The sequence below is a fragment of the Cupriavidus sp. GW822-FHT02D05 genome (assembly GCF_058802485.1).
This window is the reverse complement of sequence record NZ_JBXAOE010000010.1, coordinates 194,339-211,046: the sequence shown is the minus strand read 5'-3', so window position 1 is coordinate 211,046 and position 16,708 is coordinate 194,339. Positions and strand designations below refer to the sequence as shown.

Here is a 16,708-nt window from a genome sequence, read left to right as displayed (position 1 = left end):
CGCAAACATCACGCAATGCCACAAAACTCGCGCCGGTACTGCTCCGGCGTGGCGCCAGCCTCGCGCTGGAACATCGCGATAAACGCGGATGCCGTGCTGTAGCCGAGTTCGAACGCGATCTCCTGCACGCTGCGGCCCGCCTCCAGGGCATCGATAGCACGCAGGAAACGCAGGCGCTGGCGCCAGTCGCCGAACGACATGGCCAGCTCGTGCTGGCAACGGCGCGCAAGGGTGCGTTCGGTCATGTGCACGCTGGCGGCCCATTCGGCCAGCGTGCGATGGTCGCCAGGATCGGCCTGCAGCGCCTCCAGCACGGCGGCCAGGGCGGGCGTGGTTGCCGCCGGGAGGTAGCAGCGCTGCACCGGCGCCACGGCAAGCTGGTCGACCACCACATGCGCCAGCCGAAGATCGGCCGGCGTGCGTGGCACATGCAGGTCGCGCGCGGCAAAGTCCGCCAGCACGCTCTTGATGATCGGGCTGATGCGCACCGTGCAGGGCTCGGCCGGCAGTTGCGCGCATAGGCCGGGCTCGATGTAGATCGAGCGGTAAACGATCGCGTGGCGCAACGTGCAGCTGTGCACCACCTTTGGCGGAATCCATATCGCGTACTGCGGCGGGGAAAGCAGCCGCATGCCCACGGTTTCCATCTGCATCGAGCCGTGCGCGGCGTAGTTGAGGTGACCCCAGCTATGGCTGTGCGCCTCCGCCAGGGTATCGGCGCCGAACTCGTCATAGCGCAGGTAGAAGGGGCCCTCCATCCCTTCGACATCCAGGATCGGCAGGAAACGCCACTTGTCGGCCATAGCCATGCTTGTTAGGTCCGTTGCTACACAGAGTCCGGAATTAGTCCGGAATTCCGGTCGATATGTCCAAATTGAGCTATATAAATCAACACAGACGCGCTCATGATAGCGTTCCATACACATCAGAGAAAGCGCTCATGTGGCAATACGCCTTTCCGCTCCTGGCCGTCGTGATCTGGTCGGGCAACACCGTCGTCAGCAAAATGGCCGCCGGCACCATCGCGCCGGCCGAGATCAGCTTCTACCGCTGGTTGCTGGCAGCCGTGCTCTTCACGCCGCTGGCACTGCGTCCCGTGCTGCGCAACTGGGCCGCGATCCGGCCCGGATTGGGGCGGATCGCCGTGCTGGGCCTGCTCGGCATGGTGGCCTATCAGTGCCTGGCCTACTATGCCGCCTACCTGACCACGGCGACCCACATGGGCATCATCGGCTCGCTCACGCCGATGATGGTGCTGGCATTATCGATCCTGCTATTGGGGCAGGGCCTGACCGCCGGCGCCGTGGCGGGGTCCGTGCTGTCGATCGCCGGCGTGCTGGTGGTCGTATCGTCCGGAGACCTGGGCAGCCTGCTGACCAGCGGCGCCAACCTCGGGGACGCACTGATGCTGCTGGCCATGCTGGCCTACGCGGTCTATGTGATTTTGCTCAAGCGCTGGAAGATGAAGGACGTGCCGGCGTTGCAACTGCTTTACCTGCAGATCGTCGCCGCCGTCATCGCGTTGCTGCCGCAATACCTGCTCACGCCAAAGATGGGCCTCTCGGCCGCCAATCTCCCTCTGGTCGGATTCGCCGGGCTCATGGCGTCGATGGTTGCACCGCTGGTGTGGATGCACGCCGTCGCCCGCATCGGGCCGAGCCGTGCGAGCATGTTCTTCAACCTGATCCCCCTGCTCACCGCGCTGATTGCGGCGGGCTTGCTTGGCAAATCGCTCGCGCCATATCACGCGGTCGGCGGGGTGCTCACGGTGTTGGGCGTGCTGCTGGCCGAGGTATGGACGGCGCCGTTGAGGCTGCAACCGGCTCGGCCGTAGCATCGGTTGGGGTAGTCAGGACGGTTGGACCAAGGTCGTCGTGGATGCCGCGCTCACACGGCGTCCGCCTTGTCCTGCTGTGTGCGCAGCACCGCTTCGGCAATGCCACCCTCAAGCTCTTCCAGGCCCTTGGACAGATCGCGCATGGTGGTCTCGGAGACGTTTTCCAGCACGTCCTGCAGAAATGCCGAGCGCAGCGGCAATGCCTGCTCCACAACGCCATGGCCGAGCGCCGACAGCGTGACATTGGTCACGCGGTTGTCGCGCTCGCTGGTGTTGCGCTCTACCCAGCCGAGCTCCTGCAGCGCCTTGAGCTGGCGCGTGAGCGCGCCCGGGTCCATGCCGACGCGGTCGGCAAGGGGCTTTTGCGCAATGGGCCCAGCATGGGCGTACAGCGCGGACAGAATGCGCCAACGCGGCAAGGGATGGCCGATGCGCTGCTCGAAAGCCGCGGCATAGGCCCGGTAAGTTCGCCCGAACTGCTGTAGCACAGCCAGGCTTTGACGCTCCAATTCCACTCCAATCTCCTGCTTGGGGCACCGTCACGCGACGGGCAACCTCCCTACATTATCGGCTAGCCCCGCGCCCTACTCCGTTGCCATGACCGGCTTGACGGCACGCTCCAGCTTGATCGGCGGCACCCGCCGCGAACGCCACAGGCCCAGCACCGCAATCACCGCGGCCAGCGCCAGCCCCATATGGATGGCGCCAACCAGCGACAGCCGGGCCTGCTCCAGCAACAGGGCGCCATTGTGCCCGGCCGCCTCCAGCTGCGACAGCAGGCTTGCCTGCGCCGCACGGTCGATCAGGATCTGCGGATCCGCCATGCGCGCCTGCCACTGCCCGGCACCAGCGCTCTGCAGCGCGTCGTGCACGCCACTGAGGTAACTGCGCGTGACCAATGTGCCCACCACGGCGGTACCGATCATGCCGCCGACCATGCGCAGCGACTGCAGCATCGCCGTGGCAATGCCCAGATGCTCGCGGCCCGCGGTCTGCTGCGCGAACACCGTCAGGTTGGGCATGATGAAGCCGAGCCCGAAGCCACATAGCAGCATCATGCCCAGCAACAAATGGTGCGACATCCCGCGCGTCGCCTGGGACAGCCCGAGACAAGCCAGCGCCAGCATGCCGAATCCCGCATACAGCATATTGTTAGGCTGGCGGATGCGGGTGATGATGCGCCCATTGATGATGCTGCCCACCGTGATGCACACCACCAGCGGGGTCACCAGCACGCCCGCCTCCTTCGGCGAATAGCCAAAGCCCCCCTGGAACAGCAGCGGCGCGTACAGCAGCAACGAGAACATCGCGAAGCCGACGAACACGGCCAGCAGGAACAATGGCGCCAGCCCGGGATTGCGGAACATCTCCAGCGGCAGGATCGGGTTCGGCGTGCGGCGCTCCCATTGCCATAACCCAACCAAGGCACACACCGACATCACCAGCAAGCCGCCGGTGACCAGCCCGAACCCACGCTCGGGCATCAGCTCCACGCACAACTGCAAGCCGCCCAGCCCCACGCCGATCAGCGCCGCGCCGAGCCAATCCACCTTGATCGCGCCGGTATTGGTCTGCTGGCGCAAGTGCGGCAGGTAGCGCCAGGCAAACCACAACCCCAGCAAGCCCACCGGCAAGTTCACATAGAACACCGAGCGCCAGCCATAGGCCTCGGTCAGCACGCCGCCAAGCGACGGCCCCACCGCGTTGGCAATGCCGAACGCCGCGCTCATCATCACCTGCCAGCGCAAGCGCACATGCGAATCGGGGAACAGGTCAGGGATACAAGCAAACGCAGTGCCCACCAACATGCCACCGCCAATGCCCTGCAGGCCGCGCGCAAGCACCAGGAACGGCATGCTCGTTGCCATGCCGCACAGCGCGGAAGCCAGCGTGAACACGACGATGGACACCATCACGAAGGGCTTTCGCCCGTAGTAATCGCCCAGCCGCCCGAAGATCGGCACCGTGATCACCGACATCAGCAGATAGGCCGTCGCCACCCACGCGTAGTACTCAAACCCCTGCAGCTCCGCCACCACGGTCGGCAGCGCGGTGCCGACCACGGTCTGGTCAAGTGCCACCAACATCACCACGAACGCGATACCCAGCATGGCCAGCAAGGACTCGCGGAATGGCAGCACCTGCCCGCTGCTATGCGCCTCGTGAGGCTGCGAAATCATTTTATTGTTCCATCAATGATTGTGTAGTCAAGCATTATAGGACAGGGTTAGCGGCCCGGTGATAGAGATTGAGAGATTGCGATCGATGAAAATCAAGTCTGCTGCCGGCAGATACAGTTGTCCGGCTTGGTGACGACTTAACCTTGGGCCCGCTGCTTCGCCGGATCCGAAACCGAGTGGGAAGCCGAACTACAGGTGCAACCGGAATCTGCGCCGCGCCATCAGTGGCATGGACGGGCAAAAACCTTCAAGCCTAAACCACCCCATACCGCGCAAGAAACATCGCAACCGCCGAATCCACCACCTGCCGCTGCATCGCCGCATCCAGCGGGGGCTGTCCCATGGTGATCTGCGGCCAGAAGGCAAACGCCTTGATCAGCGCCTGCAGCTGACAAGCGGCAAAGGCGGGATCCGCCGCTTTCAGCTTGCCGTCGGCCTGGGCCGCGCGTATCCAGACATGAATGCCCTCTTCCCGCTCGCCCAGCCTGGCGACCATTTCCCTCGCCCGCTCCGGCGAGTGGATGGTCTCGGCGATGGCCACGCGTGCCAGGTCCATGAAGCTGGCGTTGTTGAGCATGTTCATCTTCAGGCGCACCAACTCGCGCAACTGCGCATCCACCGGCTGGTCACTCGCGTAAGCCGTGTCAAGTTCGCCCTGGCTGCTCTCCCACAACTGGGAAAGGATCTCGGCAAACAGCTCATCCTTGCTGGCAAAGTGGTTGTAGACCGTGCGCTTGGAAACCGCTGCCCGGGCGGCGACCTTGTCCATGCTGGTGACTTCGAAGCCGTTGTCGCGAAACTCGGCGATGGCGGCCTGAATGATGGCTTCGCGTTTGCGATCCGTCAGGCGTTGGGCTGGGGGCATGGCGTTCCTGGGGGGCCTTGGCGTTGGGGAAATGGGTAATTTTACACCGACAAGTTTACTTTCCATAAAATGGAAACTACACTGTGCAGTACAGTTTTCGCAAATCGAAGCGGGATGGAACGGCCCCGCCGCTTGCCCTGCCCCCCACTTTGGATCCTGATTGCCATCATGACCAATCATTCGCCCCGCCCCGTCAGCCGCCAGAGCTACACCCAGTCGCCGGAATCGCGCGCGAGCCAGGCTCGCGCCCTGGCCGGGCCGCCCAAGGGCGGCTTGCTCAAGACCCTCGGCATCGCCTGGCGCTTTCTCTTCGACAAGCCCGCGGACACCCAGCCCGCCGGCCCGGTTCCGGTGCAAACGCTGACGCAGGCTGACCTGCTCGCCGCGCCGGACAACACGGTGTTTCGGCTTGGGCATTCCACCGTGCTGCTGAAACTACGCAACGCTTTCTGGATCACGGATCCGGTCTTTAGCGAGCGCGCTTCGCCGGTGCAGTGGGCTGGCCCGCAGCGGTTCCATCAACCGCCGATCGGCATCGACGCCTTGCCGCCCATCAAGGCCGTGATCCTCTCGCACGATCACTACGATCACCTGGACCGTGCGGCCATCATGGCACTGGCGGACAAGACCGAGCACTTCCTGACGCCGCTCGGCGTAGGGGATCGCCTGATCGACTGGGGGATCCACGCGGGCAAGGTGAGGCAGCTCGACTGGTGGCAAACCACCGAGGTGGAGGGCGTGCGTTTTGTCGCGACACCGGCGCAGCATTTTTCCGGGCGAACGCCGTTTGACGGCAACCGTACGCTGTGGGCGTCTTGGGTGATTCTGCACACCGATCTGCGTGTGTTCTTCAGTGGCGACACGGGCTACTTCGACGGCTTCAAGCGTATCGGCGAGCGCTATGGCCCATTTGATCTCACACTGATGGAAACCGGCGCTTACGACGTGAACTGGCCCGCCGTGCACATGCAGCCTGAGCAGACCCTGCAGGCGCATATCGACCTGAATGGCAATTGCCTGCTGCCGATTCACAACGGCACCTTCGACCTGGCCATGCACGCCTGGCACGAGCCCTTCGACCGCATCATCGCGCTGGCCGCCGCGCGCGGCGTTCCAGTCAGCACGCCGCGCATGGGCGAGGCCGTCAGCATCCTGCAAGCGCACAACGCGGATCGCTGGTGGCTGGACGTGAAGACGCGCCGCAACCGCAAATCGATGCCTGCCGCAAGCCCGCGCATTCTCAACGAACAGCCCTGAGAAAAGCAATGTCGGGCGCATGACGGCCAAACGGCAGGCCTGGGCCACGCCAAACTCACAATCGCATCACGGTGTATCATGGCTGCGTTGCAGGCTTCGCGCCTGCATCAGCGTTCTCAGGGCGGGGTGAAAGTCCCCACCGGCGGTGATGGCGATTTTTTCGCATAAGCCCGCGAGCGCCCGGTTCTCCTCGAAGTCTCCGAGAGCCGGGGTCAGCAGATTCGGTGCAACTCCGAAGCCGACGGTCATAGTCCGGATGAAAGAGAGCGCGATGTTTCTGTTCCCCGCCCCGTCTCCCGGCGCCGGGGGACTAAACTCGTGCGCCCTGATTCTGGTAACCCACTCTTCTGAAGAAGGCCATGAATCAGTTAGTTTCTCCTGTCCAGCGCGACCACCGCGACCTCCAGGACACCGCACCCGTCAATCCGGCCTGGCGCTTTGCGTTTATCCACGCGCAATGGCATGCGGATATTGTTCACCAGGCCCGCGACGCCTTCCTCGCTGAAATGGCCGCGCGCGGCGTAGCGCGCGAGGCAGTGGACGTGATTGAAGTGCCTGGCGCGTTCGAGATCCCGCTGCATGCACGCAAGCTGGCGGACACCGGGCGCTATGCGGCGATCGTGGCGTCGGGCTTTGTCGTCGATGGCGGCATCTACCGCCACGAGTTTGTCGCGGACGCCGTCATCAGCGGCCTGATGCGCGTGCAACTCGATACGCAGGTGCCCGTGCTCTCCGCCGTGCTGACGCCGAAAAGCTTCCACGATCACGAAGACCACCGCAAATTCTTCAGCGAGCACTTCGTCGTGAAGGGCCGCGAGGCGGCGCAGGCCTGCATCAAGACCGTGGAAAGCCTGAGCAAGCTGGCGGCGTGACCGGATCGGGCCCGCGCCAGGGCTCGGGGGCGCGGCGCGCATCTTCAGAGAATCAGTACGTCTCCAGGTGCAGCCGCCCGTCCTTCTTGAGCGCGGCGCCCACCGTGTCCCACGACAAACCCGCCTGCTGCGCCACGTCCCGCAAGGCCAGCACCACGCCCTCCTCCATGCTCTTGAGCCCGCAGACGTAGAAGCAGGTGTTCGGGTCCGCCAGCAGCGGCCCCAGGTCGGCCGCGCGCTCGCGCATCACGTCCTGCACATAGCGCTTGGGCTGCCCCGGGGTGCGCGAGAACGCGAAGTTGATATCGATGAAGTCCTTGGGCAGGCTCTGCAGCGGGCCGAAGTAAGGCAGCTCCTCCTGCGTGCGCGCGCCGAAGAACAGCATCAGCTTGCCGCCCTCGAACTTGCCGGACTTGCGCAGCCGCCGGCGCCATTCCGTCATCGCGCGCATCGGCGCGCTGCCGGTGCCCGTGCAGATCATCACGATATGGGAGCGCGGATGGTTGGGCATCAGGAAGCTGGCGCCAAATGGCCCGATCACTTCTACCCTGTCGCCCACCTGCAGGTCGCACATATAGTTCGATGCCACGCCGCGCACGGGGTTGCCTTGGTGGTCTTCCAGCACGCGCTTGATGGTGAGCGAGATATTGTTGTAGCCCGGCCGCTCGCCATTGCGTGGGCTGGCCAGCGAATACTGGCGCGCATGGTGCTGGCGGCCGCTGGCATCCACGCCCGGCGGCACGATGCCGATCGATTGGCCTTCCAGCACCGGAAACGGCGCGGTGCCGAAGTCCAGCACGATATGGTGCGTATCGTAGTCGCGCCCGACCTCGGTGACGCGCGCATTGCCAACCACGGTGGCCGTGACGGAGCGGGCGGCGGCCTTGGCGCCGTAGAGGTTGGTATAGGCGTGCGCGGCCGACCACGGCGGCACGGTGGCGCCGTACTGGGCGCTGTTGAAACCGTCTTCGTCGGTGACGGCCGCTAGCGATGACGCCGGGGCGGATTCGAGAAGCGGCTCGGCATCCGCCGCCACGCCTTGCGCGGCAAGCTGCTCGGAGGAAAGCTCGTCAGGCAACGTGTCCCAGCCAAACTGCTCCACGATGCCGTAGGCCTTGGCGCGCGGCATGGTGCGCCAGTTGTCGATCGAGCCGGTCGGGCATGGCGAGATGCAGGCCATGCAGCCGTTGCACTTGTCCGCGTCGACCACATAGTTGCGCGCATCGTGGGTGATGGCCGCGACCGGGCAGGTGGCCTCGCAGGTATTGCAGCGGATGCAGATCTCGGGGTCGATCAGGTGCTGCCTGATGACCTGGATGTCGGACATGTCCATGGCGAACTCCGGGGGTGATGCGACCCCTGTGGCCGGGGCCTTTTGCCGCGGGAGCCCACCGGGCCCCCGCCTTCTTGCGATTCTTGCCTTTCGATTTCTGGCTTTCGACTCGCGACGCTCAGTTGAAGCGCACGTACTCGAAATCCACCGGCTGGCGGTTGATGCCCATTACCGGCGGCGCGATCCAGCCGGCAAACTTGCCGGGCTCGACCACGCGGCCCATCAGGCTGGCCACATAGGCGCGGTCAGTCTCGCTAGGCAGCCACTGGTCGACATTGGCGTTCCATTCCGCGTCCGAAATCACCCGGCCATCCGGCGAGATCTTCACGCCGGAAAGCGCGCCGATATTGCGGTGGAAGGCTTTATGCGGGACCTTCAGGCGCAAAGGGATGCCAGCCTTGTCGATCACGCGGTTCCAGCGCTCCACGCCGGCCACGCTGTCCTTGATGTAGTCGTCTCGCAGCACTTCGTTGAGCGCGTTGAGCATCGGCACTTCCTTTTCGATCAACTGGCCGCCGCTGGCCTGCAGGACCTTGTAGGTCTGGCCCTTGAGCACGTGGTCGTCGGCGCGCTTGCCTTCTTCGTAGCGGCCCTTCAGGCCGGTGCTGTAGAAGGTCGCGGCGTTGCTCGACTCATCCGCGCCGAACAGGTCGATGGTCACGCTGTAGTGGAAGTTCAGGTAGCGCTGGATGGTCGGCAGGTCGATCACGCCGGCGGCGCGCAAGCGGGCCGGGTCGTCGGTCTTGAGCTCGTTCATCACCTGGCAGGTGCGCTGGATCACACGCGAGACGCCGCTCTCGCCGACGAACATGTGATGCGCTTCCTCGGTCAACATGAACTTGGTGGTGCGGGCGAGCGGATCGAACGAGCTTTCGGCCAGCGCGCACAACTGGAACTTGCCGTCGCGGTCGGTGAAATAGGTGAACATGAAGAACGACAGCCAGTCCGGCGTCTGCTCGTTGAACGCCTGCAGGATGCGTGGGTTGTCTTGCTGGCCGCTGCGGCGCTCCAGCAGCGCTTCGCCTTCTTCGCGGCCGTCGCGGCCGAAGTACTTGTGCAGCAGGTAAACCATGGCCCACAGGTGGCGGCCTTCTTCCACGTTGACCTGGAACAGGTTGCGCAGGTCGTACATGCTCGGCGCGGTCAGGCCGAGGTGGCGCTGCTGCTCCACCGATGCGGGCTCGGTATCGCCCTGCGTGACGATGATGCGGCGCAGGTTGGCGCGGTATTCGCCGGGCACGTCCTGCCAGGCGTCTTCACCCTTGTGGTCGCCAAAGTGGATCTTGCGGTTGGCCTCGGCGGGGTTCAGGAAAATGCCCCAGCGATAGTCCGGCATCTTCACGTGGCCAAAGTGCGCCCAGCCTTGCGGGTCGACGCTGATGGCGGTGCGCAGGTAGATGTCGAAGTCCTGCGAGCCATCCGGGCCCATGTCGTTCCACCAGCTCAGGTAGTTGGGCTGCCATTGCTCGAGCGCGCGCTGCAGCGTGCGGTCTTCGCTGAGGTTGACGTTATTGGGGATCTTGTCGCTGTAGTTGATGCTGGACATCATGGTCTCCGGGCTGGCTATGCGTTGGATGCGGCGTGTTCGGGTTCGGGTTCGGGTTCGGGTGCGATATCAACGATATCGGCGGTGTCAGGTCAGACGCGGTTCCAGTCGAACGCGGCCTTGTCGCCCTTGCCGTAGACCTTGAGCGCGCCCTTCTCGCCCACCGCGTTGGGGCGCTGGAAGATCCAGTTCTGCCAGGCGGTGAGCCGCCCGAAGATGCGGGTGAACATGTTTTCCTGGCCGTTGAAGCGCAGGTTGGCCTCCATGCCGGTGAGCGCATCCGGCGACATGGCCGCGCGCTCTTCCAGCGCGATGCGCACTTCATCGGTCCAGTCGATGTCGTCGGGGTTGGCGGTCACCAGGCCCACCGCGAATGCGGCGTCGGCGTCCAGGGGCTGGCCGGCCTTGGCGCGCACCGCGTCCAGCGCCGGCTGCTCGTCGTAAAAGCGCCGTCCCAGGCGGCTCTGACCCGTCACCATCGGGTACAGCCCGAAATTGGTCTCGGCCACGGTGATCCTGGGCGCGCGCGCCTCGTCGTCCGGCAGCGCCAGGTGGTAGCTGCGGTCGCACGCCAGCGCCAGCTCCAGGAAGGTGCCGGCAAAGCACGAGCCCGGCTCGATCAGCGCGAACAGGCTGCGCGAGGACAGATCCAGGCGGGAGAACGTGCGGCGCAGCAGGCCGATGGTTTCGCGCACCAGCCAGTGATCCTGGTTGGCGAGCAACGTGGCGTCCATGGCCAGCACGTTGGCGGCGTCGCCTTCGGACTTGATCAGCCAGGTGCCGATATCCAGTTCGTTGGTGCGCATCGACAAGATGGCGTCTTCGAGTTCGCGCGCCAGTTGCAGCGGGTACCAGGCGGCGCCGGCCTCGGCGATGGCGGCGACGCTCGTCGGCTGCGTGGCGGATGGGCCCTTCACGGTGAAGGCAGCCTTGCGGCCCGCGCGGTCGATCTCCACGGTGACGTAGGTGTAGCGCAGTGCGTCGGCCTCCAGCGTGCGCGCGAGCGGGGTCAGCGCCACGCCGCTGGCGTTGGCCGGGCGGTCGCTCTGCGCGGCCAGGGCCTGAGCGCGCTCCTGCACTTTTTGCGCAAAGACGGCGGGCTTGGCGATGTCGTCCACCAGGCGCCAGTCCTTGGCGCGCTGGCCACGCACGCCTTCGGTGGTGGTGCAGAAGATATCCGCAAGGTCGTGGCGCACGTGGCGCTTGTCGGTCACGCGGGTCAGGCCGCCGGTGCCGGGCAGCACGCCCAGCAGCGGCACTTCGGGCAGGCTCACGGCGGAGGAGCGGTCGTCGACCAGGATGATCTCGTCGCAGGCGAGCGCCAGCTCGTAGCCGCCGCCGGCGCAGGCGCCGTTGACCGCGGCGAGGAACTTCAGGCCGCTGTGCTTCGACGAATCCTCCAGCCCGTTGCGCGTCTCGTTGGTGAACTTGCAGAAGTTCACTTTCCAGGAATGGCTGGAGACGCCCAGCATGAAGATATTGGCGCCGGAGCAGAACACCTTGTCCTTGCCGCTGGTGACCACCACGGTACGCACCTCGGGATGCTCGAAGCGGATGCGGTTGACCGCATCGTTGAGCTCGATGTCCACGCCGAGGTCGTAGCTGTTGAGCTTGAGCTTGTAGCCAGGACGCAGGCCAGCGTTCTCATCGATGTCTACCGCCAGCGTCGCTATGGGGCCGTCGAAGGTTAGCTTGAGGTGCTTGTACTGGGACGGATCAGTCTGGTATTCGACGCGGGGGGCGGTAGTCATGGCTGTGTCTCCTCAGCAATGAAGCACAATAGTGCATGGATTGGGTTTTGGTGAAAGAACTATAGTTCATACATCAAAACTCCGTCAAGCAATATTGTGCATCTACCCACCAAGGAATCAGAGCGGCAGTTGCAATGCGTAGCGCACGCGCTCGCGCAGCGCCAGGAAGGTGGGCTCCAGCGGCTCGGCGCTGGTGTCGACGCTGAACTCCGCCTTGGAATAGAAGGCCGCGCGGCCAGCCAGGATATGGCGCAGGTCTTCCATGGCCTCCTTGCTGGCGGCCATCGGGCGGAAGTCGCCCTGGGCGCGCACGCGGTTCATGTGATCTTCCGGGCTAGCCTGCAGCCACACCGTGGTGCAATGGGCCAGCAGCAGGTTGAAGGTGGCAGGGTCGGACACAAGGCCGCCAGGCGTGGCGATCACCGCTTCGGGATAGATCTGGATGGCTTCCTCCAGCGCGCGCCGCTCATAGCGGCGGTAGGCGTTCATGCCATACAGTCCCTGGATTTCGGAGATGCTGCAGCCGGCGAACTTCTCGATCTCGCGGCTGAGTTCCACAAAGGGAAAGCCCAGGTCCTCGGCCAGCATGCCGCCCAGCGTGGACTTGCCGGCGCCGCGCAGCCCGATCAGCGCCACGCGCGGACTGCGCGCGGCGTTGCCGCCGCCGGTGCCGAGCATCTCGCCGACCGCAATGCGCACGCGGCGAAGCGTGCCTTCGTCGCGGTGTTCCAGCAGTTCCCGGATCAGCAGCCATTCCGGCGATGAGGTGGACACATCGCCAAGCAATTCGGCCAGCGAGCAGTGCAGCGCCGAGGCGATCTGCAGCAGCACCAGGATGGAAGCATTGCCACTGCCGTACTCCAGGTTGGCCAGGTGCCGCTCCGAAACCCCGGCGGCCAGCGCCGTGGCCTTGCGGGTCAGCCCCCGGCGCGAACGGAGCTCACGCACGCGCTCGCCCAATGCGGCGAGAAAGGCGTTTTTCTCCACCCCGCCAGCTTCCGCGGCGCTACCGTTGCCTGGCGCGGCATCGGCGTCCTGCTCGCCGGCAGCCTCCCGCGTTAACCCGGGAACATGCAATATAGTGCTTGACATGATTTCTTGGTGGCTCTATGTTTCACACATGCACAATAATGCATGAAGCGCGGGTATGCAACCCGGCTGAGCCTAACGGAGCCCCTTCCATGTCCCCCACCGAATTGCGCGAGCAGATCGCGCGGCTCACGGCCCGCATTGCTGGCCGCCCACTCGATGCCGCCCTGGATACCTGGCTGAATGCCGAGCATGGCGCAGGCAGCGCCACTTACAGCGAACTCAAGGCGGCCTGCCAGGCTGGCGTGGCCGAGGGCTGGCTGTGCAACCGCGAGGGCGGCGGCATCCGCTATGGCCGCATCTTCAAGCCGGCCGAGGACCTGCACGGGTTCTCCGTCGACGTGGTCGACATGCAAGACATCGCCGGGCCGCATCACACGCACCCCAATGGCGAGATCGACCTGATCGTGCCGATCGACGCCGCCGCCGAGTTCGACGGCCGCCCCGCTGGCTGGCTGGTCTGCCCGCCGGGCAGCGCACACCGGCCCACCGTCAGCCACGGCCGCGCGCTCGTCCTTTACCTGCTGCCCGACGGCCGCATCGACTTCACCCGCTGAGATTGCCTTCATGACCGAACTGCTTTCCAACTATCTTGGCGGCCGCTGGCAAGCCGGCTCCGGTGCCGGCGCGACGCTGTCCGACCCTGTACTGGGCGATGCGCTGGTGCGCGTGGATGCCACCGGGCTCGACCTTGCCGCCGGCTTCGCCTTTGCGCGCGAGCAAGGCGGCGCCGCCTTGCGCGCCATGACCTACCGCGAGCGCGCCGCCATGCTGGCCGCCGTCGTCAAGATCCTGCAGGCCAACCGCGATGCCTATGACGAGATCGCCACCGCCAACAGCGGCACCGTGCGCAACGATTCCGCCGTGGATATCGATGGCGGGATCTTCACGCTTGGCACCTATGCCAAGCTCGGCGACGCGCTAGGAGAGCGGCGCTACCTGATCGACGGCGATGCCGCGCGGCTCGGCAAGGACCCGCTGTTCCAGTCGCAGCACGTGCTGGTGCCCACGCGCGGCGTGGCGCTATTAATCAACGCCTTCAACTTCCCGAGCTGGGGCTTGTGGGAAAAGGCCGCACCGGCACTGCTGGCGGGTGTGCCCGTGATCGTGAAGCCCGCGACAGCCACCGCCTGGCTGACCCAGCGCATGGTCAGGGACGTGGTGGACGCTGGCGTGTTGCCGCCCGGCGCGCTGTCGGTGGTATGCGGCAGCGCGGCCGGATTGCTGGACCAGCTGCAGCCGTTCGATGTGGTCTCCTTCACCGGCTCGGCCCAAACCGCCGCGCTGATCCGCTCGCATGCGGCGGTGACGCAGCGCTCGGTGCGCGTCAATATCGAGGCCGACAGCGTCAACTCGGCCCTGCTGCTGCCCGGCGAAGCCGCCGGCAGCGAAGCGTTCGACCTGCTGGCCAGGGAAGCCGCGCGGGAGATGACGGTCAAGTCCGGGCAAAAATGCACGGCCATCCGCCGCATCTTCGTGCCCGAGACGCTGTATGGCGCTGCCGCCGATGCCATCGGCGCGCGGCTGGCCAGGGTCACCGTGGGCAATCCCCGCCATGAAGCGGTGCGCATGGGCGCGCTGGTCAGCCGGGCGCAACTCGCATCGGTGCGCGAAGGGCTGGGTTACTTGCAAGCCCAGGCCGAGGTGCTGCACGACGGCGCGACGCACGCGCTGGTCGATGCCGATCCGGCCGTGGCCTGCTGCGTCGGGCCCACGCTGCTGGGTACGCGCGATGCGGACGCTGCCGATCGCGTGCACGACACCGAGGTGTTCGGCCCCGTGGCCACGCTGGTGCCCTACCGCGATAGCGCCCACGCACTGGCGCTCGTGCGCCGGGGCCAGGGCTCGCTGGTGGCATCGCTCTACGGCAGCGATGCCGATGCGCTGGCCCAAGCCGCCGTGGAACTGGCCGACAGCCATGGCCGCGTCCACGTGATCTCACCCGAAGTTGCCCAGCTGCATACCGGCCACGGCAACGTCATGCCGCAATCGCTGCACGGCGGCCCGGGCCGCGCAGGCGGTGGCGAAGAACTGGGCGGCTTGCGCGCGCTGAATTTCTATCACCGGCGCAGTGCCGTGCAGGCAAGCACCAGCGTGCGGGCACAGCTTTAATGCACCACCGGCACCACCAGCACCAGCACCGCCACGGCAAACCCACCAAAACATCGATCCATCGATCCGTCGATAGGGGGAGACAAGCATGACAGCCGAACCACAAGTCCAGCCACCCGGCACGCCGTTCAACTTCGCCCAGCACCTGATCGCGTGCAACGCGCAGCGCCCCGGCAAGACCGCCTACATCGACGACCACGGCACGACGCGCTACGGCGAACTGGCCGAGCGCATCCGCCGTGTTGCCGCCGCGCTGCTGGCCAGCGGCATCCATCGCGAAGAACGCGTGCTGCTGCTGATGCACGATGGCAACGACTGGCCGGTGTGCTTCCTCGGCGCGATGTATGCCGGCATCGTGCCGGTGGCGGTCAACACGCTGCTCACCGCCGACGACTACGCCTATATGCTGCAGCACAGCCGCGCGCAGGCCGTGCTGGTATCGGGCGCGCTGCTGCCCGTGCTGCAGCAGGCCATGGCCCAGGGCGGCCACGAAGCCGGGACCGTGATCGTCTCGCGGCCCGCCGGTCCGCTGCCCGATGGCATGATCGCCCTCGAAGCGTGGATCGAGCGCAACGCGCCGCTAGCCGCGCCGGCCAGCACCGGCCCCGACGATCCCGGCTTCTGGCTCTATTCGTCAGGCTCCACCGGACGCCCCAAGGGCGTGCTGCACAGCCAGGGCAACCCGTACTGGACTGCGGAGCTCTATGCCAAGCCCGTGCTGTCACTGGGCGAGGCCGACATCTGCTTCTCGGCCGCCAAGCTCTACTTTGCCTATGGGCTCGGCAATGCCCTGACCTTCCCGCTGAGCGTGGGCGCCACCGTGGTGCTGATGGCCGAGCGGCCAACCCCCGAGGCCACGTTCAGGCGCTGGCTGGACTATCAGCCGACCGTGTTCTTCGGCGCGCCGACCGGCTACGCGGGCATGCTCGCCGCGCCCGGGCTGCCCACGCGCGAGCAGGTCTCGCTGCGCCTGTGCTCCTCCGCCGGCGAGGCCTTGCCCGCCGACCTGGGCGAACGTTTCACCGCGCATTTCGGTTGCGAAATCATCGACGGCATCGGCTCGACCGAGATGTTGCATATCTTCCTGTCCAACCGCCCCGGGCAGGTTCGCTACGGCACCACGGGCTGGCCGGTGCCGGGCTATGCGGTGGAACTGCGCGACGAAGACGGCCACGCCGTGCCCGACGGCGATGTGGGCGACCTCTATATCCAGGGCCCGAGCGCAGCGCTGATGTACTGGGGCAACCGGGAAAAATCACGCGAGACCTTTCGCGGCGGCTGGACCAAGAGCGGCGACAAATACGCGCGCAACGCCGACGGCAGCTACAGCTACGCCGGGCGCAGCGACGACATGCTCAAGGTCAGCGGCATCTATGTCTCCCCGTTCGAGGTGGAAGCCACGCTGGCCCAGCACCCCGCGGTGCTCGAAGCCGCGGTGATTGGCGTGCCCGACGACGCGGGCCTCACCAAGACCAAGGCCTTCGTGGTACTCAAACCCGGCGCGCAGGTCAGCGAGACGGAGCTGAAAGCCTTCGTCAAGGAACGGCTGGCGCCATACAAATACCCGCGCATCATCGAATTCATGGGCGCGCTGCCGAAGACGGCCACGGGGAAGATCCAGCGCTTCAGGCTGCGCGAGATGGAAGGCGCGCCGGCGTGAGAAACAATGCGGGAGCACGCCAGCGCCCAACGGCATAACAAGCGCCCGCCCTCTCCCCCGGCCCCTCTCCCACAAGTGGGAGAGGGGAGCCAACCAGCGGCAAGATCAACCAACTGTGGTAGCCGTGTTTCCCGCCCGAAGGGGCGGGAAACACCCAAGCGCGATGCGAAGCGAGCCGTCAAGGTTCACCTAGGCCGTATGGGGCG

Annotated in this window: 14 protein-coding genes and 1 riboswitch; of the genes, 6 read left to right on the top strand and 8 right to left on the bottom strand. The window is 65.7% G+C overall.

What is annotated here, in order from left to right; all coding sequences use genetic code 11:
• Window positions 1–8 precede the first annotated feature (8 nt).
• On the bottom strand, window positions 9–803 hold the full coding sequence (locus AC1RQK_RS15650; protein ID WP_492372623.1) for an AraC family transcriptional regulator: 795 nt from the start codon (window positions 801–803) through the stop codon (window positions 9–11).
• A gap of 137 nt (window positions 804–940) precedes the next feature.
• Between AC1RQK_RS15650 and AC1RQK_RS15645 the strand changes: the two genes are divergently transcribed.
• On the top strand, window positions 941–1,834 hold the full coding sequence (locus AC1RQK_RS15645; protein WP_492809725.1) for a DMT family transporter: 894 nt from the start codon (window positions 941–943) through the stop codon (window positions 1,832–1,834).
• 53 nt (window positions 1,835–1,887) lie between these two features.
• On the opposite strand, the gene AC1RQK_RS15640 is transcribed toward AC1RQK_RS15645, so the two are convergent.
• The 3 genes from AC1RQK_RS15640 to AC1RQK_RS15630 all read right to left on the bottom strand — a co-directional run bounded on the left by AC1RQK_RS15640 (window position 1,888) and on the right by AC1RQK_RS15630 (window position 4,882).
• The gene (locus AC1RQK_RS15640; RefSeq protein ID WP_492372605.1) at window positions 1,888–2,352 is read right to left on the bottom strand and encodes a MarR family winged helix-turn-helix transcriptional regulator; all 465 of its coding nucleotides are present in this window, start codon (window positions 2,350–2,352) and stop codon (window positions 1,888–1,890) included.
• A 69-nt stretch (window positions 2,353–2,421) separates the two neighbouring features.
• Complete coding sequence (locus tag AC1RQK_RS15635) at window positions 2,422–4,017, bottom strand: MFS transporter (RefSeq protein WP_492372604.1); 1,596 nt, start codon at window positions 4,015–4,017, stop codon at window positions 2,422–2,424.
• A 253-nt stretch (window positions 4,018–4,270) separates the two neighbouring features.
• Window positions 4,271–4,882, bottom strand: coding sequence for a TetR/AcrR family transcriptional regulator (locus tag AC1RQK_RS15630; RefSeq protein WP_492809723.1), 612 nt, complete (start codon window positions 4,880–4,882; stop codon window positions 4,271–4,273).
• Window positions 4,883–5,050: 168 nt separating this feature from the next.
• Here AC1RQK_RS15630 and AC1RQK_RS15625 point away from each other — a divergent pair, with 168 nt between their 5' ends.
• Entirely contained in the window at window positions 5,051–6,139 is a 1,089-nt protein-coding gene (locus AC1RQK_RS15625) for an MBL fold metallo-hydrolase (RefSeq protein ID WP_492376641.1), read from the top strand.
• A gap of 108 nt (window positions 6,140–6,247) precedes the next feature.
• Window positions 6,248–6,411: riboswitch (FMN riboswitch) on the top strand.
• 87 nt (window positions 6,412–6,498) lie between these two features.
• Complete coding sequence (locus tag AC1RQK_RS15620) at window positions 6,499–7,011, top strand: 6,7-dimethyl-8-ribityllumazine synthase (RefSeq protein ID WP_416051634.1); 513 nt, start codon at window positions 6,499–6,501, stop codon at window positions 7,009–7,011.
• A gap of 52 nt (window positions 7,012–7,063) precedes the next feature.
• On the opposite strand, the gene boxA is transcribed toward AC1RQK_RS15620, so the two are convergent.
• The 4 genes from boxA to AC1RQK_RS15600 all read right to left on the bottom strand — a co-directional run bounded on the left by boxA (window position 7,064) and on the right by AC1RQK_RS15600 (window position 12,733).
• Window positions 7,064–8,344: a benzoyl-CoA 2,3-epoxidase subunit BoxA gene (gene boxA / locus AC1RQK_RS15615; RefSeq protein WP_492809720.1), complete on the bottom strand. Its 1,281-nt coding sequence runs from the start codon at window positions 8,342–8,344 to the stop codon at window positions 7,064–7,066.
• A gap of 118 nt (window positions 8,345–8,462) precedes the next feature.
• On the bottom strand, window positions 8,463–9,890 hold the full coding sequence (gene boxB / locus AC1RQK_RS15610) for a benzoyl-CoA 2,3-epoxidase subunit BoxB (RefSeq protein WP_492376640.1): 1,428 nt from the start codon (window positions 9,888–9,890) through the stop codon (window positions 8,463–8,465).
• A 92-nt stretch (window positions 9,891–9,982) separates the two neighbouring features.
• Window positions 9,983–11,641 carry a 2,3-epoxybenzoyl-CoA dihydrolase gene (boxC, locus tag AC1RQK_RS15605; RefSeq protein ID WP_492809718.1) on the bottom strand — a complete coding sequence of 553 codons (1,659 nt, stop codon included), beginning with the start codon at window positions 11,639–11,641 and terminating at the stop codon, window positions 9,983–9,985.
• A gap of 117 nt (window positions 11,642–11,758) precedes the next feature.
• Window positions 11,759–12,733, bottom strand: a complete 975-nt coding sequence (locus AC1RQK_RS15600; protein ID WP_492809716.1) for a helix-turn-helix transcriptional regulator — start codon at window positions 12,731–12,733, stop codon at window positions 11,759–11,761.
• Between the two features lie 89 nt (window positions 12,734–12,822).
• Here AC1RQK_RS15600 and AC1RQK_RS15595 point away from each other — a divergent pair, with 89 nt between their 5' ends.
• From AC1RQK_RS15595 to AC1RQK_RS15585, 3 genes are all read left to right on the top strand, one after another.
• On the top strand, window positions 12,823–13,287 hold the full coding sequence (locus AC1RQK_RS15595; RefSeq protein ID WP_492376636.1) for a DUF4863 family protein: 465 nt from the start codon (window positions 12,823–12,825) through the stop codon (window positions 13,285–13,287).
• Between the two features lie 10 nt (window positions 13,288–13,297).
• On the top strand, window positions 13,298–14,842 hold the full coding sequence (locus AC1RQK_RS15590; protein WP_492809714.1) for a 3,4-dehydroadipyl-CoA semialdehyde dehydrogenase: 1,545 nt from the start codon (window positions 13,298–13,300) through the stop codon (window positions 14,840–14,842).
• 88 nt (window positions 14,843–14,930) lie between these two features.
• Window positions 14,931–16,502 (top strand): benzoate-CoA ligase family protein, encoded by a 1,572-nt coding sequence (locus AC1RQK_RS15585; protein WP_492376634.1) that lies wholly within the window; start codon window positions 14,931–14,933, stop codon window positions 16,500–16,502.
• The last annotated feature ends 206 nt before the right edge of the window (window positions 16,503–16,708 follow it).